At 68.6% G+C, this 18,525-nt stretch carries 22 protein-coding genes; 12 read left to right on the top strand and 10 right to left on the bottom strand.

The features are described from left to right. Nucleotides 1-45 precede the first annotated feature (45 nt). On the bottom strand, nucleotides 46-813 hold the full coding sequence (locus tag A5764_RS18090) for a 1-acyl-sn-glycerol-3-phosphate acyltransferase (RefSeq protein ID WP_067115033.1): 768 nt from the start codon (nucleotides 811-813) through the stop codon (nucleotides 46-48). A gap of 3 nt (nucleotides 814-816) precedes the next feature. Continuing rightward, nucleotides 817-1,587 (bottom strand): 1-acyl-sn-glycerol-3-phosphate acyltransferase, encoded by a 771-nt coding sequence (locus A5764_RS18085; protein ID WP_067115031.1) that lies wholly within the window; start codon nucleotides 1,585-1,587, stop codon nucleotides 817-819. 59 nt (nucleotides 1,588-1,646) lie between these two features. Here A5764_RS18085 and A5764_RS18080 point away from each other — a divergent pair, with 59 nt between their 5' ends. From A5764_RS18080 to A5764_RS18070, 3 genes are read left to right on the top strand one after another with little or no spacing between them, the layout of a single operon-like run. Continuing rightward, entirely contained in the window at nucleotides 1,647-2,402 is a 756-nt protein-coding gene (locus tag A5764_RS18080) for a phosphotransferase (RefSeq protein ID WP_067115042.1), read from the top strand. A 49-nt stretch (nucleotides 2,403-2,451) separates the two neighbouring features. Next, entirely contained in the window at nucleotides 2,452-4,002 is a 1,551-nt protein-coding gene (locus A5764_RS18075; protein WP_067115029.1) for an MBL fold metallo-hydrolase, read from the top strand. Next, a complete protein-coding gene (locus A5764_RS18070) occupies nucleotides 3,999-4,331 on the top strand; it encodes a hypothetical protein (RefSeq protein WP_067115027.1) in 333 nt (110 codons plus the stop codon). Before A5764_RS18075 ends, A5764_RS18070 begins: the two co-directional genes overlap by 4 nt. Here the strand turns inward: A5764_RS18070 and A5764_RS18065 are convergent. Together A5764_RS18065 and A5764_RS18060 are read right to left on the bottom strand one after the other, a co-directional pair. Next, nucleotides 4,328-5,902, bottom strand: a complete 1,575-nt coding sequence (locus tag A5764_RS18065) for an NAD(P)/FAD-dependent oxidoreductase (protein ID WP_156664742.1) — start codon at nucleotides 5,900-5,902, stop codon at nucleotides 4,328-4,330. The two genes, A5764_RS18070 and A5764_RS18065, sit on opposite strands and share 4 nt — an antisense overlap. A gap of 66 nt (nucleotides 5,903-5,968) precedes the next feature. Continuing rightward, nucleotides 5,969-6,586, bottom strand: a complete 618-nt coding sequence (locus tag A5764_RS18060; protein WP_067115023.1) for a TetR/AcrR family transcriptional regulator — start codon at nucleotides 6,584-6,586, stop codon at nucleotides 5,969-5,971. Nucleotides 6,587-6,675: 89 nt separating this feature from the next. Between A5764_RS18060 and A5764_RS18055 the strand changes: the two genes are divergently transcribed. Next, nucleotides 6,676-7,155 carry a DUF2834 domain-containing protein gene (locus A5764_RS18055; protein WP_067115022.1) on the top strand — a complete coding sequence of 160 codons (480 nt, stop codon included), beginning with the start codon at nucleotides 6,676-6,678 and terminating at the stop codon, nucleotides 7,153-7,155. Nucleotides 7,156-7,169: 14 nt separating this feature from the next. Here the strand turns inward: A5764_RS18055 and A5764_RS18050 are convergent, their stop codons facing one another. Further along, complete coding sequence (locus A5764_RS18050) at nucleotides 7,170-7,442, bottom strand: helix-turn-helix domain-containing protein (protein WP_067115020.1); 273 nt, start codon at nucleotides 7,440-7,442, stop codon at nucleotides 7,170-7,172. Between the two features lie 91 nt (nucleotides 7,443-7,533). Between A5764_RS18050 and A5764_RS18045 the strand changes: the two genes are divergently transcribed. Continuing rightward, the gene (locus A5764_RS18045; protein ID WP_067115019.1) at nucleotides 7,534-8,112 is read left to right on the top strand and encodes a carboxymuconolactone decarboxylase family protein; all 579 of its coding nucleotides are present in this window, start codon (nucleotides 7,534-7,536) and stop codon (nucleotides 8,110-8,112) included. Here the strand turns inward: A5764_RS18045 and serS are convergent, their stop codons facing one another. Next, nucleotides 8,113-9,366: a serine--tRNA ligase gene (gene serS / locus A5764_RS18040; RefSeq protein WP_067115016.1), complete on the bottom strand. Its 1,254-nt coding sequence runs from the start codon at nucleotides 9,364-9,366 to the stop codon at nucleotides 8,113-8,115. A 121-nt stretch (nucleotides 9,367-9,487) separates the two neighbouring features. Between serS and A5764_RS18035 the strand changes: the two genes are divergently transcribed. From A5764_RS18035 to A5764_RS18025, 3 genes are read left to right on the top strand one after another with little or no spacing between them, the layout of a single operon-like run. Continuing rightward, complete coding sequence (locus A5764_RS18035; RefSeq protein WP_197501608.1) at nucleotides 9,488-10,840, top strand: septum formation family protein; 1,353 nt, start codon at nucleotides 9,488-9,490, stop codon at nucleotides 10,838-10,840. Nucleotides 10,841-10,844: 4 nt separating this feature from the next. Then, nucleotides 10,845-11,195, top strand: coding sequence for a metallopeptidase family protein (locus tag A5764_RS18030; RefSeq protein ID WP_067115012.1), 351 nt, complete (start codon nucleotides 10,845-10,847; stop codon nucleotides 11,193-11,195). 53 nt (nucleotides 11,196-11,248) lie between these two features. Continuing rightward, nucleotides 11,249-11,470, top strand: a complete 222-nt coding sequence (locus A5764_RS18025) for a hypothetical protein (RefSeq protein ID WP_067115010.1) — start codon at nucleotides 11,249-11,251, stop codon at nucleotides 11,468-11,470. Here A5764_RS18025 and A5764_RS18020 read toward each other — a convergent pair. Together A5764_RS18020 and pheA are read right to left on the bottom strand one after the other, a co-directional pair. Continuing rightward, nucleotides 11,447-12,133, bottom strand: coding sequence for a histidine phosphatase family protein (locus A5764_RS18020; protein WP_067115008.1), 687 nt, complete (start codon nucleotides 12,131-12,133; stop codon nucleotides 11,447-11,449). The genes A5764_RS18025 and A5764_RS18020 overlap by 24 nt on opposite strands. Further along, nucleotides 12,130-13,083 (bottom strand): prephenate dehydratase, encoded by a 954-nt coding sequence (gene pheA, locus A5764_RS18015; RefSeq protein WP_067115006.1) that lies wholly within the window; start codon nucleotides 13,081-13,083, stop codon nucleotides 12,130-12,132. The genes A5764_RS18020 and pheA overlap by 4 nt, the downstream gene beginning before the upstream one ends. A 101-nt stretch (nucleotides 13,084-13,184) precedes the next feature. On the opposite strand from pheA, the gene A5764_RS18010 reads away from it, so the two are divergent. Then, complete coding sequence (locus tag A5764_RS18010; RefSeq protein WP_067115004.1) at nucleotides 13,185-13,964, top strand: DUF2470 domain-containing protein; 780 nt, start codon at nucleotides 13,185-13,187, stop codon at nucleotides 13,962-13,964. A gap of 31 nt (nucleotides 13,965-13,995) precedes the next feature. Further along, nucleotides 13,996-15,153: an LCP family protein gene (locus tag A5764_RS18005; RefSeq protein ID WP_067115040.1), complete on the top strand. Its 1,158-nt coding sequence runs from the start codon at nucleotides 13,996-13,998 to the stop codon at nucleotides 15,151-15,153. 8 nt (nucleotides 15,154-15,161) lie between these two features. On the opposite strand, the gene A5764_RS18000 is transcribed toward A5764_RS18005, so the two are convergent. Beyond that, on the bottom strand, nucleotides 15,162-15,986 hold the full coding sequence (locus tag A5764_RS18000; protein WP_067115002.1) for a glycerophosphodiester phosphodiesterase: 825 nt from the start codon (nucleotides 15,984-15,986) through the stop codon (nucleotides 15,162-15,164). 4 nt (nucleotides 15,987-15,990) lie between these two features. Then, nucleotides 15,991-17,043, bottom strand: coding sequence for a DUF4328 domain-containing protein (locus A5764_RS17995; RefSeq protein ID WP_082951769.1), 1,053 nt, complete (start codon nucleotides 17,041-17,043; stop codon nucleotides 15,991-15,993). A gap of 479 nt (nucleotides 17,044-17,522) precedes the next feature. Between A5764_RS17995 and A5764_RS28940 the strand changes: the two genes are divergently transcribed. Together A5764_RS28940 and A5764_RS17990 are read left to right on the top strand one after the other, a co-directional pair. Continuing rightward, the gene (locus tag A5764_RS28940; protein ID WP_197501605.1) at nucleotides 17,523-17,678 is read left to right on the top strand and encodes a hypothetical protein; all 156 of its coding nucleotides are present in this window, start codon (nucleotides 17,523-17,525) and stop codon (nucleotides 17,676-17,678) included. Nucleotides 17,679-17,843: 165 nt separating this feature from the next. Then, the gene (locus tag A5764_RS17990; protein WP_067115001.1) at nucleotides 17,844-18,467 is read left to right on the top strand and encodes a superoxide dismutase; all 624 of its coding nucleotides are present in this window, start codon (nucleotides 17,844-17,846) and stop codon (nucleotides 18,465-18,467) included. Nucleotides 18,468-18,525: the final 58 nt, after the last annotated feature.

The raw sequence follows: 18,525 nt of genomic DNA, 5'->3' as shown, positions 1-18,525 counted from the left end.
CCCTCACCCGGTAAAACCCCTCTGCCATTTCCCTCTCCTTCGCCCCTATCGCGACCGATGCGGGGTACGGTTCGCGGCCCGGGCCGCGGCCTCGTCGGCCTCGATCTGAGCCGCCTCGGCCAAAGTCGGCGCGCCGCCGCCGAGGCGGCGCGGCACCCAGTATTCACCGGCGGGGTGCGCATAGCACTGTTGAGCCCGGTGCAGCTGCGTGGTCATCGATTCGCGCAGCGCGGCACTGGTCCGGGTGATGTCTTTGTCGGCCCGCAGCGGCGCGCCGACCTGCACCGTGATCGGGATCTTGTGGCGGCCGATGTGGCGCGGGTGGTCCTTGGTCCAGATGCGGTGCGCGCCCCACACGATCACCGGGACGATCGGCACGTCCGCCTCGAAGGCCATGCGCGCCGCACCCGTCTTGAACTCCTTGAGCTCGAAGCTGCGGCTGATCGTGGCCTCCGGGTAGACGCCCACCAGCTCACCTTCGCGTAGCCGCTGCACGGCCACCGCGTAGGCGTCCGCCCCGGCGCCCCGGTCCACCGGGATGGTGCGGGTGTGCTTGATCAGAAAATTGACCACCTTCACCTGTCGCATCTCGGCTTTGATCATGAACCTCAGCCGGCGATGGCGGCGATACATCGCCAACGCCGCAGGCAGGAAGTCGACGTAGCTGGTGTGGTTGATCGCGATCACGGCACCGCCCCGGTCGGGGATGTTCTCCTCGCCGGCGTAGGTGATGCGGGTGCCGGTGGCCAGCACCCCCAGCTGGGCCAGGACCTCGAGGGTGCGAAAGGTGGGCTCGAAAGCGGAATGGGCCATCGGCTACTGCTCCGGCGCCCCTGCGGCCTGGGCACGGCGGGCGGCCCGGGCGGCCGCCTCGTCGGCGTCCATGCGAGCCGCCTCGGCCAACGACGGGGCGCCCCCGCCCAGGCGGCGCGGCACCCAGAACTCGCCGGCCGGATGCGGTCCATACATTTCTTGGGCCCGCTCGAGCAGGTGTTGCATCCGCGAATGCAGCAGCCCCTTCAATTCCTCGACGGCCAGCGTCGGTTCGATCGGCTCGCCGACGAGCACCGTGATCGGCACCTTGGGCCGCCACAGCTTCTTGGGGTGGTCCTTGGTCCAGATCCGCTGCGCGCCCCAGATGATGTTCGGAACGATCGGCACCCCGGCCTCGACCGCCATCCGGGCGGCCCCGGACTTGCACCCCTTGATCTCGAAGCTGCGGCTGATCGTGGCCTCGGGATAGACGCCGACCAGCTCACCGTCTTTCAGATTCCGGACGGCGGCCTCGTAGGACGCGGCCCCATCCTGCCGGTCCACCGGGATGTGCCGCAGGCTGCGCATGATCGGCCCGGTGACCTTGCTGTCAAATACCTCCTGCTTGGCCATGAACCGCACTTTGCGCCCGAGGCCCTGCTCGTAGGCGGCCAGACCCGCGAAGGTGAAGTCCAGGTAGCCGGTGTGATTGATGGCGATAACCGCACCGCCGCTCTTCGGCAGGTTTTCCACGCCCGACACGGTGATCTTGAGACCCTGGAGGCGCCAGATCAGGCGGGCAAGCTGAATGACAGTCCCGTATACCGGTTCCACAGCCCCTCAGCCTAGTGCTCCCGACTGTGAGCCGCCTCAAGCGCCGAAAAGAGGCAGAGTTGTCCTTCCCGTCCGTTCCGCCGCCGGTGCCCTCGGTGGTCGGCCGGTTCGCCGCCGGCCGGCCCGTGCGCGCGGTCTGGGTCAACGAGCTGGGCGACGTGACTTTTCGGGTGAGCTCGCCCGAGGCCGGCACGGAGTACATCAAGGTGGCCGACGCCGGCGTTGCCGAGTTCGCCGGGGAAGCGGAGCGGCTGCGCTGGGCGGCGCGATACGTCGCGGTGCCGGAGGTGCTGGGCTCGGGCCTGGACGAGGGACCAGCCGGGCGCTGGGCGTGGCTGCGCACCCGCGGCCTGCCCGGTCTGTCGGCGGTGCACCCTCGCTGGCTGGCGGCGCCGGACGTTGCGGTGCGGGCGATCGGTGTCGGCCTGCGCACGCTGCACGACCGCCTGCCGGTGCGGTCCTGTCCTTTCGACTGGTCGGTGGCCGGCCGGCTGGGCCGGCTGACGGCGGTCGCGCGGGCGCGCCTCGGTGAACCGCCGCCGATCGACCGGCCGGTGGTCTGCCACGGCGACGCCTGCTCACCCAACACGCTGATCGACGAGCGGGGCCGCTGTTGCGGGCATGTGGACCTCGGCGACCTCGGCGTGGCCGATCGCTGGGCCGACCTGGCGGTGGCGACGCTGTCCGTGGGCTGGAATTACCCCGGGCGCGTCTGGGAGGCGGAGTTCTTCGCCGCCTACGGCGTCGAGCCCGACCCCGCGCGCATCGATTACTACCGGCGGCTGTGGCACGCCGAGGACGTGGGGTCGCGCTAAGCTCGGGGGCTGAAAAGCCGTTCGTCGTCGGAATGTTCGAAAGGTATTTGTGCAGGTCACGAGCGTAGGGCACGCCGGGTTTCTGATCCAGACGCCCGCGGGCAGCATCCTGTGCGACCCCTGGGTCAACCCTGCCTACTTTGCGTCGTGGTTCCCGTTCCCGGACAACAGCGCGCTGGACTGGGATGAGCTGGGACGCTGCGACTACCTGTACGTCTCGCACCTGCACCGCGACCACTTCGACGCGAAGAACCTGCGCGAGCACGTCAACAAGGACGCGGTGGTGCTGCTGCCCGATTTTCCGGTGCCCGACCTGCGGAACGCGTTGCAGGAGCAGGGTTTTCACCGATTCTTCGAGACCACCGACTCGGTCCAGCATCGGGTCAGCGGACCCAAGGGCGAGCTCGAGGTCATGATCATCGCCCTGCGGGCTCCGGCCGACGGTCCGATCGGTGACTCGGCGCTGGTGGTATCCGACGGTTCCACAACGCTTTTCAACATGAACGACGCCCGGCCCATCGATCTGGACGTGGTGGCCGCCGACTTCGGTCACGTGGACGTGCACCTGCTGCAGTACTCCGGGGCGATCTGGTACCCGATGGTCTACGACATGCCGGTCCGCGCCAAGGAGTCGTTCGGCATCCAGAAGCGGCAGCGGCAGATGGATCGCGCTCGTCAGTACATCGCCCAGGTCGGTGCGACCTGGGTAGTGCCCTCGGCGGGGCCGCCGTGCTTCTTGGACGCAGAGTTGCGACACCTCAACGACGATCGCGGCGATCCGGCCAACATCTTCCCCGACCAGATGGTCTTCCTGGATCAGATGCGCATGCACGGGCACGACCGCGGCCTGCTGATGATCCCCGGGTCGACAGCGGACTTCACCGGTCCGACGCTGAATTCCCTCCGCCATCCGTTGCCCGACGACCAGGTCGAGGCCATCTTCACCACCGGCAAGGCGGCCTACATCGCCGACTACGCCGAACGGATGGGCCCCGTGCTGGCCGCCGAGCGGGCAAGATGGGCGCCGGCCACCGGAGAGCCGCTGCTGGACCAACTGCGCGCGCTGTTCGAGCCGATCATGCTGCAAAGCGACGAAATCTGCGACGGCATCGGCTATCCCGTCGAGCTGGTCATCGGCGCCGAAGCGGTGATCCTGGACTTTCCGAAACGCGCGGTGCGCGAACGGATTCCCGACGAAAAGGTCCGCTACGGCTTCGCCATAGCGCCCGAGTTGGTTCGCACCGTTCTGCGCGACCGCGAACCCGACTGGGTCAACACCATCTTCTTGTCCACCCGCTTCACGGCATGGCGGGTCGGCGGCTACAACGAATACCTGTACACGTTCTTCAAATGCCTGACCGACGAACGGATCGCCTACGCCGACGGGTGGTTTGCCGAGACGCACGACGACTCCGCATCGATCACCATGGACGGCTGGGAGATTCAGCGCCGTTGCCCACATCTCAAAGCCGATCTGTCGAAATTCGGTGTGGTAGAGGGAAACACGTTGACCTGTAACCTGCATGGCTGGCAGTGGCGATTGGACGACGGCCGGTGCCTGACCGCGCGGGGCCACCAGCTGCGAAGCGCCCGGAAATGAACGCCAACTACGATGACGGCCTGGTCCAGCTAGACCGCTTCGCGATTACGTTGCGCCGCTATCACTTTCCCTCCGGTACGTCGAAGGTCATCGCGCTGGAAGCGATCCGCGGGTACCGCGCCGAGGCCTTGGGCCTGTTCGTCCAGCGCTTCCGCATCTGGGGCAGCTCCGACTTCCGGCGCTGGCTGCCCCTGGACGTGCAGCGACCGTTCAAGTCGACGTTGATCACCCTGGATGTGCCGGGGACTTGGCCCAGTCCCGCGTTCACGCCGGCGCGCGCCGACGAGTTCACCGCTTTGCTGGACGAACTGCTGGACCGGCGCGGCTAACGTCCCAAGTCGTCCAGTGCCGCACGGGCGGCGTTGTAGCCGGGAATGAAGGTGATCCCCGGACCGCCGTGGCAACCCGCGCTGCCCAGGTACAGGCCCGCGATCGGGATCGGCTGGCCCAGAAAGCCTTTCGGGCCCGGCCGGTTGGGCCCGATCTGATCGGGGTTCAGCAGCCCGTGGCAGTAGTCGCCGCCCGGGGCGCCGAACATCACCCCCATGTGCCTGGGCGTGAACGTGGTATGCCGGGTCATGCTGGCTTCGAAATTCGGCGCCAACCTGGTGATCTTGTCGATCACCCGCTGGCCCATCTCGACCTTCGCCTCGCCGTACTCGGCGCCGCCCTCGATCGGGAACCACAACGCGAACGCCGACGCGGCGTGCTTTCCCTCGGGCGCCAGGTCCGGGTCGTTCTGCGAGGGGATCTGCAACACCACCGTGGGGTCGGCAGGAACGATGCCGCGCCGGCAATCCTCCCACTGCTGCTGGACCTCCTCCGGCGTACAGAACAGGCCTATCGAGGCCTGCATGGCCGGCTCATTGAGGGCCTCATAGGGCGCGGTGAAGGCGGGCGCCTCGTCCAGCGCGAAGTGCATCTGTAGGTAGCTGCCGCGGTGGTCGATCCGCGAATACCGCTCCCGGATATCGGCGGGCAACGCGGCGGGATCGATCAGCTCGTTGAGCGTGGCGTCGGGCGCTATCCCCGAGACCACGATCGGTGCCCTCAGCGTGTCTCCCGCCTCGGTGCGCACGCCCGTCACCCGGCCGCCGGCCTGGAGGATCTCGCTCACCTTGGTGCGCAGCCGCACCTCGCCGCCGCGGCTTTCCAGCAGGTCGCAGAGGTGCACGGTGAGCGCGCCGATGCCGCCGCGCAACTTCTTCATCTGCATGGTGTCTCCGTCGGGCACCCCGAGCCCGAAGGCGAGCGCCGCCGCGCTGCCCGGCGTGGCCGGCCCGCGGTACAGCGTGTTGACGGCCAGCACGGTCATCGAGCCGCGCAGCGCACCGTGTTTCTCGCGGTCGGGCAGGTAGCGGTCCAGCACGTCGGTGACCGATCCGAACAGCATGTCATCGATGGCCGACCGTTCGAATTCATTTGTGGCACAGGCATACATCTCGTCGAACGTTTTCGGCGGAGTCCCGGCCTCGAACCGGCCCAGCGCCCGTGTCGGCGCTTGGCTCCAGGCCATCAGCCCCGCCATTCCGTTGACGGCTTCTGCGCCGTGCACCTCGTTGAGATGGGTGAACAACTTGATCGGGTCGCTGTACTGGATCAGCGGATCATCCCCGACGCCGCGCACCGCGACCGACATCACGTCCTGGTCGATCGTCGGCAGGGCGTCCAACCCCAGCTCCTCGACCACCACTGCGGACGTCGGGAACTGCACGGAGCCGGCGATCTCGAACCGGTACCCGTCGAAAAGCTCCACCGTGGAAGCCATCCCGCCGGCGTAGAGCTTGCCGTCCAGGCATACGGTCCGCAGCCCCGCCTTCTGCAGCAGCACCGCGGCCGCCAGCCCGTTATGGCCCGCGCCGACGACTATCGCGTCAAATTCGGTGTCCGATTCAGTCATGTCCTGCCCTCCACGAATGGAGGCTGACATGGGCGCTAAGTTTTGTCAATTTTGACGAAACGAGGATCAGGCATTCGTCGACCAGCTATCGGTGATGCCGGCCCGCAGCGTTTCCAGCGCGGCGTGAGACATGCGCGCCAGCTCGCCGAGGGACCGGTCGTCGCCGAGCATCCAGAATTCCATCGCGCCGAAAACCGCGGCGGCCACGCAGCGGGAGGTCACCGCGGCGCGCAGGCGCGCATCCGGCGTCTGCTCGGCCACGCAGCTACGTCGCTGCAACTGCGCGGCGATGGCGTCGGCGAAGTCGGCCTGCACGTCCTGGATGTGGCGGACGATGCGGCCGGGATCGAGTTCGCCGCCCCGTAGCGCGGCGATCTTCGTCACGGCGTCAACGTCATAGGGAAACGAGAAGATGGCCGATTGCACGGAATCGATGATCGGCTCGTCGGCCGGCCGTGCGTCGAGCGCGGCGCGAAACCAGTTCAGTCCGGTGTAGTCGGCAAACAGGAGATCGTGCTTGGACTTGAAATGGCGATAGAACGTCCGCAGCGATACCCCGGCGTCGGACGCGATCTGCTCGGCCGAGGTGTCCTCCACACCCTGGGCCAGGAACCGCACCAGCGCGGCCTGGATCAGCGCCTCCCGGGTGCGTTCGCTGCGCGCCGTCTGCGCCGGCCTGACCATGGCAGTAAGCTACCCCCTTCGTGCAGTCTTCGTTCCGGCTCATTATGTCAATCTTGACAAAACTATGGGGCCAAGGTGAGACTTCGGCCATGATCTGGCTTTACGTCCACGCAATACTCGGGATCGCCGTCATCGCCTGGATTATCGCGTCGAACCCGAAGATCTACGCCAAACCGGCTGAAGGACCGTGGTTTTCGCCGCTGGAGTGCGTGTATTACGCGGCGGGCATCGCCTCGATCGCACTCGGCTGGTACTTCAACATCCACTTCGTGCTCGACGCGGCCGGGCAGGGCAACCTCTTTCAGGGCCCGGCCAGCTATCCGCACTTCCTGCGGTCGCAGTTCGCCACCCCGGCCGCCGGCTCGGGCAGCCAGGACTACCTCATCGCGAATGTCATTCTGCTGCCGGTGTTTACCATCGTCGACGGCTATCGGCGCGGCATCCGGCGCCCGTGGTTGTTCTTCCTGGCCAGCTTCTTCACTAGCTTCTCGTTCCCCCTGGCGTGGTACTTCGCCACCATCGAGCGGGTGCGCCGCCACGAGCGCTCCCACGAGACGGTGAACGCCTAGGCACAGCGAGGCCGTCAGCGGATCGTCCGTGCCCAGCGAAGGGCCCACTGCTCCAAGGGAATCAGCGCCTCGCCCAGGGACCGGCCGACCTCGCTCAATTCGTAACACTGGTCGTCTCGCTGCACGACGAGGCCCGCGTCGGTCAGTTCACCCAGGCGGTCGTAGAGCACGCTCGGCGACATGCCGTCGCACCGCTCGCGCAACGACCTCGCCCCCAGCGCTCCGTCGCGAAGCTCCCAGAGCATCCGCAGCGACCATCGCCGCCCGAGCAGGTCGAGCGCGGCCATGATCGGTCGCCCGGTTGTCGATCCCCGCACCGGACGGCCGGGCCGGGCCACCGATTGACGTTTCGTTTTCCGTAACGTAGGTTCTTTCTCCATGGTTACGGAAATCGTAACGCCTCGCATCGGCGCCCTCAAGCCACCCCACGAGCCGGCGGTGGCCGCGCAGCTGCAGAAGATGATGCCGCCCGGCGTGCCGCCGATCGCGCTATTTCGCACCATGGTGCGGAACCTGCCCATGGCCGAGGCCATGACGCTGTGGGGCAGCTACGAGCTCAGCCGCTCGTTGTCGCTGTCGCTGCGGGATCGCGAGATCGTCATCGATCGAACCTGCGCCCGCTGCGGCTGTGAGTACGAATGGGGCGTGCACGTCGCCTTTTTCGCGGAGAAGGCCCGCCTCGATCGCGCTCAGGTCCGCTCCCTGACCCACGGCGGCGCCGGCGATGCGTGCTGGACCGCCGAGCGAGACCGCCTGTTGATTCGCGCCGTCGACGCGCTATGCGACCACCGCGACATCGACGACGCCCTGTGGGCAGCGGTGCGCGACGGATTCGACGATCGCGAGATTCTGGACCTCACCATGTTGTGCGGGTGGTATCACGCGATCAGCTTCACCGCGCGCGCCGCCCGTGTCCCGCTCGAGGCGGGCAGCCCCACCTTCGCGGGCGTCGCCTAGCTACGGCTCGAGCAGCTCGGTGCCCACGAACGGGACCAGCGCGTCGGGCACCCGCACGCTGCCGTCGGGCCGCTGATGGTTTTCCAGGATGGCCACCAGCCACCGCGTGGTGCCCAGCGTGCCGTTGAGGGTCGCCGCGATCTGCGGCTTGCCGTTGTCGTCGCGGAAGCGCGTGGCCAACCGGCGCGCTTGGAAGGTGGTGCAGTTCGACGTCGACGTCAGCTCGCGGTAGGCCCCCTGGGTGGGCACCCACGCCTCGCAGTCGAACTTGCGCGCGGCCGACGAGCCGAGATCGCCTGCGGCCACGTCGATCACCCGATACGGGACTTCGATGAGGGCCAGCATCTCGCGCTGCCAACCAAGCAGCCGCTGGTGTTCGGCCTCGGCGTCGGCGGGCTGGCAGTAGACGAAGCCCTCCACCTTGTCGAACTGGTGCACCCGGATGATGCCGCGGGTGTCCTTGCCGTAGCTGCCGGCTTCCCGCCTAAAACACGACGACCAGCCCGCGTAGCGCAGCGGCCCGCCGGACAGGTCCAGGATCTCGTCGGCGTGGTAGCCGGCCAGCGGCACCTCGGACGTGCCGACCAGGTACAGGTCGTCGGCCTCCACCCGGTACACCTCGTCGGCGTGGGCGCCGAGGAACCCGGTGCCGGCCATCACCTCCGGGCGCACCAGCACCGGCGGGATCACCGGGATGAATCCGTTGTTGACGGCCAGCCTCAGCGCCAGCTGCAGCAGCCCCAGCTGCAGCAGGGCGCCCCGGCCGGTCAGGAAGTAGAACCGCGAGCCCGACACCTTGGCGCCGCGCTGCATGTCGATGAGGCCCAGCGCCTCGCCGAGCTCCAGGTGATCCTTGGGGCCGTCGATCGCCGCCGGCTCGCCGACCACGTCCAGTACCCGGTAGTCGTCCTCCCCGCCGGGGGGCACCCCGTCGATCACGACGTTGGAAATCGCCATGTGCGCCGCCGTGAACGCCGTCTCGGCGTCTGCTTGCGCGGCTTCGGCGGTCTTCACCTGTTCGGCGAGCTCCTTGGCTCGCGCCAGCAATGCCGGGCGCTCGTCGGGCGACGCGGCGCCCACGCTCTTGCTGGCGGCCTTTTGTTCGGCGCGTAGCGAGTCGGCGGAGGAAATCGCCGAGCGGCGGATGGTGTCGGCCGCCAACAGGGCGTCCACCAGCGCCGGGTCCTCGCCACGGCTGACTTGGGAACGGCGCACGGCGTCGGGGTCTTCCCGGAGCAGCTTCAGGTCGATCACGGCCAAAACACTACTTTTGCGGCGGCAGGTGGCTCGCACAGCGTCCAGGCCGAACGATCACACTGCATCACATCTGCAACATTTGTCACAGGTCTTAGCTGGCCCTGTCAGAATGGACCCGATGTCGCAAGCGCCCGAGAAGGAAGTTTCGGAGGCCGGCACCCCCGCCGGCCCCTCGAACGACCCAGCGGAACGGCCGCCCGGCTTCCAATGGCCGCGCGGGCTGCAGGCGACGGCCACGCGGCGGGCGTTGCTGCTCACCGCCCTGGGGGCGCTGCTGATCGCCGGGCTGGTCACCGCGATTCCGGTCGGGCCGGGGCAGGGGCGGCTGGCCGGCTACATGGGCAGCAATCCGGTGCCCAGCACGGGCAGCCGCGGCGACGCCGCCTTCAACCGCGCCCGCAGCGGCGACTGCCTGACGTGGCCGGACGCGACCCCGGAGTCGGCCGGCCTCGTCAGCTGCGCCGACAATCACAAGTTCGAGGTGGCCGAGTCCGTAGACATGAGCACCTTTCCCGGCTCCGAGTACGGGCCCAACGCCGCTCCCCCGTCGCCGGCCCGCATCCAGCAGATGACGCTGGAGCAGTGCGAGCCCGCGATCCGCAACTACCTCGGACCGAAGTTCGACCCCAACGGTAAGTTCACCGTCAGCCTGCTCTGGGCCGGTGACCGGGCCTGGCGCCAGTCCGGCGAGCGCCGCATGCTGTGCGGCCTGCAGCTGCCCGGCGCCAACAACCAGCAGGAGGCGTTCAAGGGCAAGGTCGCCGACATCGACCAGTCCAAGGTGTGGCCGGCCGGCACTTGCCTGAGCATCGACCCGACCACCAATCAGCCGATCGACGTCCCGGTCGACTGCGCGGCACCACACGCCATGGAGGTCACCGGCACGGTGAACCTGGCCGAGAAGTTTCCCGGCGCCCTGCCGTCGGAGCCCGACCAGGACGGGTTCATCAAGGATTTGTGCACCAGGATGACGGACGCCTACCTTGCGCCCGTCAAGTTGCGCACCACCACGCTGACGCTGATCTACCCGACGGTGTCGCTGCCCAGCTGGTCGGCGGGCAGCCGCGCGGTGGCGTGCAGCATCGGCGCGACGCTGGGCAACGGCGGCTGGGCCGCGCTGGTCAACAGCGCCAAGGGCCACCTGCTGATCAACGGCCAGCCGCCGGTACCACCGCCCGACATCCCCGAGGAGCGGCTCACGATGCCGCCGATCCCGGTGCAGACCCCGGCCCAGCCCAGCTCCCCGCCGGACGTCATCCCGCCGAACAATCAGCACCTTCCGCAGCAACAGCAGCCGCCGGCTTCGCAGACACCGGCCAGCCAGGCGCCGCAGGCGCCCCAAGGGCCCCCTCCACCGGCCGACGGCGGGGCGCCGCCACCGGCCAACCCCGCCCCCGAGGCGCCGCCGCCGGCGAACCCTCCCCCGGAAGCGCCGGCGCCCCCACCGGCCGAGCCGGCACCGGGAGGCTAGCCGGGTGTCCGTGCGGATGGATCCGCAGCGGTTCGACGAGCTGGTCTCCGATGCGCTCGACCTGATCCCGCCCGAGTTGGCCGCCGCCATGGACAACGTCGTCGTCCTGGTCGAAGACCGCCACCCCGAGGACGCCGAACTGCTCGGGCTGTACGAGGGGGTGGCGCTGACCGAGCGCGACTCCGACTATGCCGGGTCGCTGCCGGACGCCATCACGATCTACCGGGAGGCCCTGCTGGACGTCTGTGACTCCGACAACGAGGTGGTCGAGGAGGTCGCGGTCACGGTGATCCACGAGATCGCCCACCATTTCGGCATCGGCGACGACCGGCTGGAAGAACTGGGCTGGTCCTGACTTCTTGGGCGCGGCAACGGGACTTCGCCGGGACCGGGTGCTATGAACGGCTCATGAGCGCCGAGTGTCGCGAATGCCAGGCGGGTTTGGATCACTGCCACGGCACCATCATTCGCCATTCCCAAGGCCGGTTCTGGGGACGGCTGGAATGCACCGAACCGGACTGCGCGAGCCCCGAGCTCTTCGTGCACACGTTCGTCGTCGACTGCGACGCCGTCGGCTGTGAATGCACCGAAATCGTGGAGGGGTGGCTAGCCCATCGGGTCGGTGCTTGAGCTGACCGCGTTCGGGACGGGGCTTGCGTCGGTCTGAGGGTAGAACGGCGGCTGCAGCGTTCCCCACCGCAGACAACTCCATCGGCCGTCGGTGATCGGGGCCAACACCACCGATTCGGCGTTGTCGAGGTGGTGATCCAGCGCGAAGTTGCCGTCCACCCCGGCCAGCACGGCGGAGGCCAGCCGGATGGCCGCGCCATGGCTGACGACGACGATGTCGCCGTTGAATTCGTCGTCGTCGAGGTAGCGCATGCGCAGCTCGGTCAGCACCGGCACGTAGCGGTCCAACACCTCGTTGCCCGTCTCACCGCCGGGCAGCGGCAGGTCGAGCTCGCCGCGATGCCATCGCTCGTAGATCGCGTTGAATTCTGCGACCGCCTCGTCGTCGGTGCGGTCCTCCAGCTTGCCCACCTGTACCTCGTGGATCCCGGGAACCTCGAGGGCGGCCAGGTCGAGTTCGGTTCCGATCACCGCGGCGGTCTGCGACGCCCGGATCGCCACGGAATGCGCGAGGATCGCCGGCCGTCCCGAGCTGCGGGCGAACGCGCGGGCCTGGTCGCGGCCCAACGGCGTGAGCTCTGCGCCGGGCGGCCGGGTATCCAGCCGGCGCTCGACGTTGCCGTAGGACTGGCCGTGCCGAACCAACACCAAACGACCGGTCATGGTGCAAACCCCCCGCCGGGGGGCTGCTCGGGTTTGCCTTCCCGCAGTCGCGCGAGCCAGCGTGAGGCCTCGTCGGCCGGCGGTGGCGGCACACCGACGGCCGAACCCGTCGGCCAGGAACCCAGGTATCTCACATCGGCACAACGGCGGTGCAACGCCTTGAGCGCCTCGGCGACGGCGCCGTCGTCGATGTGGCCGACGCAGTCGGCAAAGAACAGGTAGGTGCCGAGTTCAGTTCTGGTGGGCCGGGATTCGATGCGGGTCAGATCGATGCCGCGGATCCCGAATTCGGCCAGCGCCGACAACAGGGCGCCCGGCACGTTGTCGATGCGCAGCACCACCGACGTTCGATCGGCTCCGGTGCGGGCCGGTGGCGGTCCCGGCAGACCGATCAGGACGAAGCGGGTGCGGGCGTTGGGTTCGTCGACGACACCGTCGGCCAGTGACGCCAGCCTCCAATGGGCGGCGGCCAACGGTGACGTCACCGCGGCGTCGGCCTGGCCCTCGGCCACCTGTCGCGCCGCGTCGGCATTGGAGTACGCCGGCCGCACTTCGACGCCGGGCAGGTGCGCGGCCAGCCACTGCCGGACCTGGGCCACCGCCACCGGGAAGGCCGCCAACGTGCGCACGTCGGCCGCGGTGACACCGGGTTTGACGACGATGCTGAACACCACGTCCAGCGTCGTCTCGGCGAACACCTGCAGCGGCGAGCCGATGGCCACGCTGTCCAGCGTCGGGATCACCGAGCCGTCGATCGAGTTCTCGATCGGGACGCACGCGTAATCGGCGTCGCCGTCGCGAACGGCGTTGAGTGCCGCGGGTGTGCTTTCGATTGGCATGCACCGCACGGGATCCGATCCCTGCTCGGGAACCAGCCCGGCGCCCGTGATTTGCAGCAGCGCCGCCTCGGTGAAGGTCCCTTCGGGACCGAGGTAAGCGATGCGGACCACTCCCCAACCCTAACGGCGCCCTGACGGCGACCGATGTCAACCAGCCTTGCGACGCCCTGAGTCGTAAGTTAACTTAGGCTTACCTAAGCCAAGTGAGGAGCATGATGACGCTGACGATCCCCGCGCCGACGACCGCCGAACGCATCCGCAGCGCGTGTAGCCGAGCCGGCGGCGCGCTGCTGGCGATCGAGCGCCGGGACCCGATCCCCACGCCGGTGCATCACCTGCTACCGGATGGATCCTTCGCGATCGCGCTTCCCCTAGACACCGCCGGCCCGGCGTCCGGGTCGCAGGCGCTGCTGGAACTCACCGACTACGCCCCGCTCCCGCTGCGGGAGCCGGTCCGGTCGCTGGTGTGGGTGCGCGGCCTCCTGCTGCCGGTGCCACCGCCGGCGGTGACAGCGCTGCTCGACCAAATCGCCGCCGAGCACCCGAATCCGGCCTTGCTTCAGGTCCAAACGCCCAGATCCGCGCCCGGCGACGGGGACGACCCCCGGTACGGCCTGGTGCGGCTGGAGATCGCGTCCGTGGTCGTCACCGATGCCACCGGCGCCGAGCCCGTCAGCGTTTCGGATCTGCTCGCGGCCCGGCCCGACCCGTTCTGCGCGATCGAGGCGAGCCTGCTGTGGCACCTGGACACCGTCCACAACGACGTGCTGGCGCGGCTGGTGTCGAAGCTGCCCGCGGGGCTGCGGCGCGGAAAGGTCCGCCCGCTCGGGCTCGACCGGTACGGCGTGCGATTCCGCGTCGAAGGCAACGACGGCGATCGCGACGTCCGGTTGCCGTTCCACCGGCCGGTGGACGACATGCCCGGGCTGAGCCAGGCCTTCCGTTTGCTGATGGGTTGCCCGTTCATCAACGGGCTGCGCGCCCGCCGCTGACCGAAGCCGTTCCCGCACGTACGTTGTGCAGGTGAACGGCGACCGAGCACGCGAGCGGCCAAGGCCCCCGCCGCGGCCGGTGCGCCGCGTCACCGGCCCCGCGCCCGCGCCGTTCGATCGAACGACGCCGCTGCGCCGGCCAACACCGCCGTCCCCGGCGCCCCGTCCGGGCCCGGCGGCCAGCCCCCCGCCGCGACCCGTCGCCCCGAGCGCGCGCCGCAAACGCAGAAGCAGGGTCCGCTTGGTGCTCGTCGCGCTGCTGATGGTCGCGCTGTTGGCCGGCGTAGGTGCCGTGGGAGCGGCCGCGTGGTTCGACACCGCGCTGCGCCGAGAGCAGGTGCTCACCGACTATTCTGATCGCCCGTCGCCCGGCCGCGGGACGAACTGGCTGATCGTCGGCTCCGATTCCCGCCGGGGGCTCACCTCCGAGCAGCAGCAGGACCTGGCCACCGGCGGCGACGTCGGCAGCAGCCGCACCGACACCATCCTGCTGGTGCACGTGCCGCAGCTGGCGTCGGGCACGCGGGTGACCGTGGTGTCGATCCCCCGCGACTCCTACGTGCCGATCCCGGGCCACGGCAAGGACAAGATCAACGCCGCGTTCGCGATCGGCGGGGCGCCCTTGCTGGCCCACACGGTGGAGCAGGCCACCGGGCTGCGGCTCGATCACTACGCCGAGATCGGCTTCGGCGGGTTCGCCGCCCTGGTCGACGCGCTCGGCGGGGTCACCATGTGCCCGACCATGCCGATCAGCGATCCGCTCGCCGGCATCGACCTGCCGGCCGGCTGCCAGAAGCTGGACGGCCGCACGGCCCTCGGATACGTCAGGACGCGTGACACCCCGCGCGCGGATCTGGACCGGATGGTCAACCAACGGCAATTCCTGTCGGCGCTGCTGCACCGCATCGCCAGTCCCGCGGTGTGGCTCGATCCGGTGCGCTGGTACTCGGTGCCGCGCACGGCCGCCGGCGCCCTGACCGTGGACCGCGGTGACCACGTCTGGGACTTGGGGCGGCTGGGCTGGGCGCTGCACGGATCGCCCGCGGCCATGACCGTCCCGATCGGGGCGTTCACCAACAGCGACGCCGGGTCGGTGGTGGTGTGGAACCACGACGCCGCCGGCAAGTTGTTCGATGCGCTGGCCGCCGACGCGCCGGTGCCGACAACCGCGCTCGACGGGCAGCCGTAGCGGCGCCGCTAATGGGTTCCGTTGCCCGTGCTTCGATTCTGTAACCACGCCTTCGTGCGGCCCGGGTGGTGCGTGGCAAGCCAGGCCACCCCGACATCACGGCAGAAGTCGATGTCTTCGTATTCGTCGACGTTCCAGCAGTACACCGCCCTGCCCTGGGCGACGGCGCGGTCCACGAGCTGCGGATAGTCCTTCAACGTCGGTAACGACGGCCCGACCGCGGTGGCGCCGACGGCGGTGGCCGCGGTGCTGGTGAGGTAGCGCGCGGTCTTGCCGAGCAGCACGGTCGGCAGCAGCGGCGCGGCGCGGCGAATTCGCCAGACCGCCGCCGCCGAAAACGACATGACCACCGCGCGGGACCGGTCGGCCGAGGCCGGTGCGGCGATGCCGAAGCGGTGCAGCGCCGCGAGCAGTTTGGTTTCCACCAGCGAGCCGTATCGGACCGGATGCTTGGTCTCGATGAAGATCTTCACCGGCCGGTGCCAGTCCAGCACGAGGGACACGAGGGCGTCGAGCGTCAGCAGGCTGGTGTCGCCGTGCGTGCCGTCCTTCCGCCAGCTGTCGTGCCACGCGCCGTACTCGAGTTCGCGTAGTTGAGCCAGGGTCATGGTGCTGACCAGACCGGCTCCCGTCGAGGTCCGGTCCAGGCGGCGGTCATGCACGCAAACCAGATGGCCGTCGCGGGTCAACCGCACGTCGCATTCCACGCCGTCGGCGCCCTGCTGCAGCGCGAGATCGTATGCGGCCAGCGTGTGTTCGGGCCGAGCGGCCGAGGCGCCGCGATGGGCAACGACATAGGGATGCCCGGCGAGCACCTCGTCGGCCCACGTCATACCCCTATGCTGCCGGTTCCTGCCCCTCCAACTCAACCGGGCCGCCCGGCACGGGCGCGGCGGGGCGCTGCGCGTTGTCCGGTGCGACGACGACCCACCGGTGTGCGGGCCGTTGCACGGGTTTGCGCTCGAACCCCTCGAAGACCCGGGCCGCGGCGGCCAGCGTGACGGCCGCGAACAGGTAGGCGAACACCATCAGCACGGTGTTGTTCGCGATGCCCTGGGCGTCGGTCGCGAAGCTGGTTGCGATGGCGAACGCCGACACCAGGTAGCTGAAGACCCACGCGATCCACCACTGACGGATCGGCATGCGCAGCCGGGCGTAGTGCTCCTCGACGGCGGCCAGCTCTATGACGAACACCGGCGCCCACAACAGATTGGCCAGCGGCACCACGCAGCCCGCCCACAAAGCCCGCACCGAGCGTGGCTCGGGCAGTCCGTGATGTGCGAACACTACGGCCCTCCGCGCGATCAGCCATCGGATCAGCAGCACGCCCGAGATGATCACCGCCGCGATCGCCCCCAAACTGGCCAGCACCGCCAGCCAGTCCGCCGCGATGGCCACGATCGAGTTCAGCAGCGTGTTCCGGTTGATAACCAACAGCACATACCGCACGACATACACCAGGGCGGTGATGCTGAGCACCAGCACGCTCAGAAACATCGTGGTGCGCACGGTTGCCGCGGAAGGCCCTGTCTGCGTTGGCTTTTCGGCCGCCGCCGGTTGCTGGTCGACGCGGTCGGCCAATCCCCAGCGCGGTATCACGGCGTAACGCGGTGTCGGACCCAGGGATCGTCGTGTGTGCCGGGGGGGCGGTGCGGCGCCCGGGCGCACCGCGATCCAGCGGAAGCCCGACGGCAGCCGCGGCTGAATGCGCTGCCACGCGGGGGCGGGCGCACTTGTCGGCGGCGGACCGCCCTGCGTGCTCCACCGCGGGTCAGCCGGCGGCACGTCCGGCAGGGGCGCCATGAGGGCGCCGCGGCAACGGGGGCACCACTCGCGTTGCCGCTCGCGCACGTTCCACCGCGTGCCGCACTGGGAGCACACCTGGATCACCGGACCAGCCTAACGCCGACGACGATGCGGACAGCGGCACGCGGACCGGCTGCCGAAGCAGGCGTTTCCTGCGGCGTGCCCGCCCCCGATCGGCAACACCAACAGTTGCCTACGGCTATCCACAGTTTCCACAGGTTTATCCACAAGCGGGGCCTGGGTATTTGCGGCATCGACACAGCCCCTAGCGCCTGGCCCGGACCGCCACTGTGGATAACCACCGGGTGGTACGGGTGTGCCATAAACAGGCCGAAACGTTATCCGAGCGAAATGCATTGTCTTGCTAAGCATTGGCACTTCAGACCGACAGAACCGGCCCTGCCCGCCCCCGCCGGCGCATCCGGCCCGCTTCCAAAACCCCTGTGGGAACCGCCGTTACGCAGCGCATTTTCCAAGCCCCCCGCAAGCGGTTATGATCACCGTCACGAAAAAGATGTTGTGACTCACCTCACTTGAGGTGAGGTGCAGGCGAAAGGCGCTTAATGGCCACGCATTCGTTCGGTCCCGGTTCCCCGGCCCCGTCGAACTCGGTTTCTGGCTCGCCTGCGTGGAACCACAATTACAGCATCGCCGCCCTGCGTGCCGGCCTCATCGCGCTGGCGTTGCTCGCCATTCTTGTCGTCATCGTCTTGTCTTGAAATCGCGCCGAACGGGTACCCGGGTCCCCGCCCCGTAGCGGTCGTCCTTGCGGCACGCGCGGTCATGGAGCAGGGTTGACTGGTGAAGCTCGAGGCCAGCCCGCCGCGTGGCCGACCCCGTGCGGATGCGCGTCAAGGACGATCACAATCGAAGAAAGGAATGCCGTGGCTGAATACACCCTGCCCGACTTGGACTGGGACTACGCAGCGCTGGAACCGCACATCTCCGGTCAGATCAACGAAATCCACCACACCAAGCACCACGCGACCTACGTCAAGGGCGTGAACGACGCCGTCGCCAAGCTCGAAGAGGCGCGTGCCAACGACGATCACGCTGCGATCTTCTTGAACGAGAAGAATCTGGCCTTCCATCTCGGTGGCCACGTCAACCACTCGATCTGGTGGAAGAACCTCTCGCCGGACGGCGGCGACAAGCCCACCGGCGACCTCGCCGCCGCCATCGACGACGCGTTCGGGTCATTCGACAAGTTCCGCGCCCAGTTCAGCGCGGCCGCCAACGGCTTGCAGGGCTCGGGCTGGGCGGTGCTCGGCTACGACACGCTGGGCAGCAAGCTGCTGACCTTCCAGCTCTACGATCAGCAGGCCAACGTCCCGCTGGGCATCATTCCCCTGTTGCAGGTCGACATGTGGGAGCACGCCTTTTACCTGCAGTACAAGAACGTCAAGGCGGACTACGTCAAAGCGTTCTGGAATGTGGTCAACTGGGCCGACGTCCAGTCGCGGTACGCGGCTGCGACCTCCAAAACCCAGGGGCTCATTTTCGGCTGAGCCAATCGCGCAAAGCTGGGGCGTCACGCGGATCGCGTGGCGCCCTTGCCTTTCCCTC

It is taken from the genome of Mycobacterium sp. 852002-51057_SCH5723018, assembly GCF_001667035.1.
Classification (GTDB): domain Bacteria; phylum Actinomycetota; class Actinomycetes; order Mycobacteriales; family Mycobacteriaceae; genus Mycobacterium.
Note: the sequence above shows the minus strand (reverse complement) of the source record. Positions and strands in the feature narration are given on the sequence as shown.

What these genes read in the sequence shown, in the direction of transcription:
- A5764_RS18090 (WP_067115033.1), bottom strand. Translation starts at nt 813, where the DNA reads ATGGCCCATTCCGCTTTCGAGCCCACCTTTCGCACCCTCGAGGTCCTG.
- A5764_RS18070 (WP_067115027.1), top strand. Translation starts at nt 3,999, where the DNA reads ATGAACGCCAACTACGATGACGGCCTGGTCCAGCTAGACCGCTTCGCG.
- A5764_RS18065 (WP_156664742.1), bottom strand. Translation starts at nt 5,902, where the DNA reads ATGACTGAATCGGACACCGAATTTGACGCGATAGTCGTCGGCGCGGGC.
- A5764_RS18060 (WP_067115023.1), bottom strand. Translation starts at nt 6,586, where the DNA reads ATGGTCAGGCCGGCGCAGACGGCGCGCAGCGAACGCACCCGGGAGGCG.
- A5764_RS18055 (WP_067115022.1), top strand. Translation starts at nt 6,676, where the DNA reads ATGATCTGGCTTTACGTCCACGCAATACTCGGGATCGCCGTCATCGCC.
- A5764_RS18050 (WP_067115020.1), bottom strand. Translation starts at nt 7,442, where the DNA reads ATGGCCGCGCTCGACCTGCTCGGGCGGCGATGGTCGCTGCGGATGCTC.
- A5764_RS18045 (WP_067115019.1), top strand. Translation starts at nt 7,534, where the DNA reads ATGGTTACGGAAATCGTAACGCCTCGCATCGGCGCCCTCAAGCCACCC.
- A5764_RS18035 (WP_197501608.1), top strand. Translation starts at nt 9,488, where the DNA reads ATGTCGCAAGCGCCCGAGAAGGAAGTTTCGGAGGCCGGCACCCCCGCC.
- A5764_RS18025 (WP_067115010.1), top strand. Translation starts at nt 11,249, where the DNA reads ATGAGCGCCGAGTGTCGCGAATGCCAGGCGGGTTTGGATCACTGCCAC.
- A5764_RS18020 (WP_067115008.1), bottom strand. Translation starts at nt 12,133, where the DNA reads ATGACCGGTCGTTTGGTGTTGGTTCGGCACGGCCAGTCCTACGGCAAC.
- A5764_RS18010 (WP_067115004.1), top strand. Translation starts at nt 13,185, where the DNA reads ATGATGACGCTGACGATCCCCGCGCCGACGACCGCCGAACGCATCCGC.
- A5764_RS18000 (WP_067115002.1), bottom strand. Translation starts at nt 15,986, where the DNA reads ATGACGTGGGCCGACGAGGTGCTCGCCGGGCATCCCTATGTCGTTGCC.
- A5764_RS28940 (WP_197501605.1), top strand. Translation starts at nt 17,523, where the DNA reads ATGGCCACGCATTCGTTCGGTCCCGGTTCCCCGGCCCCGTCGAACTCG.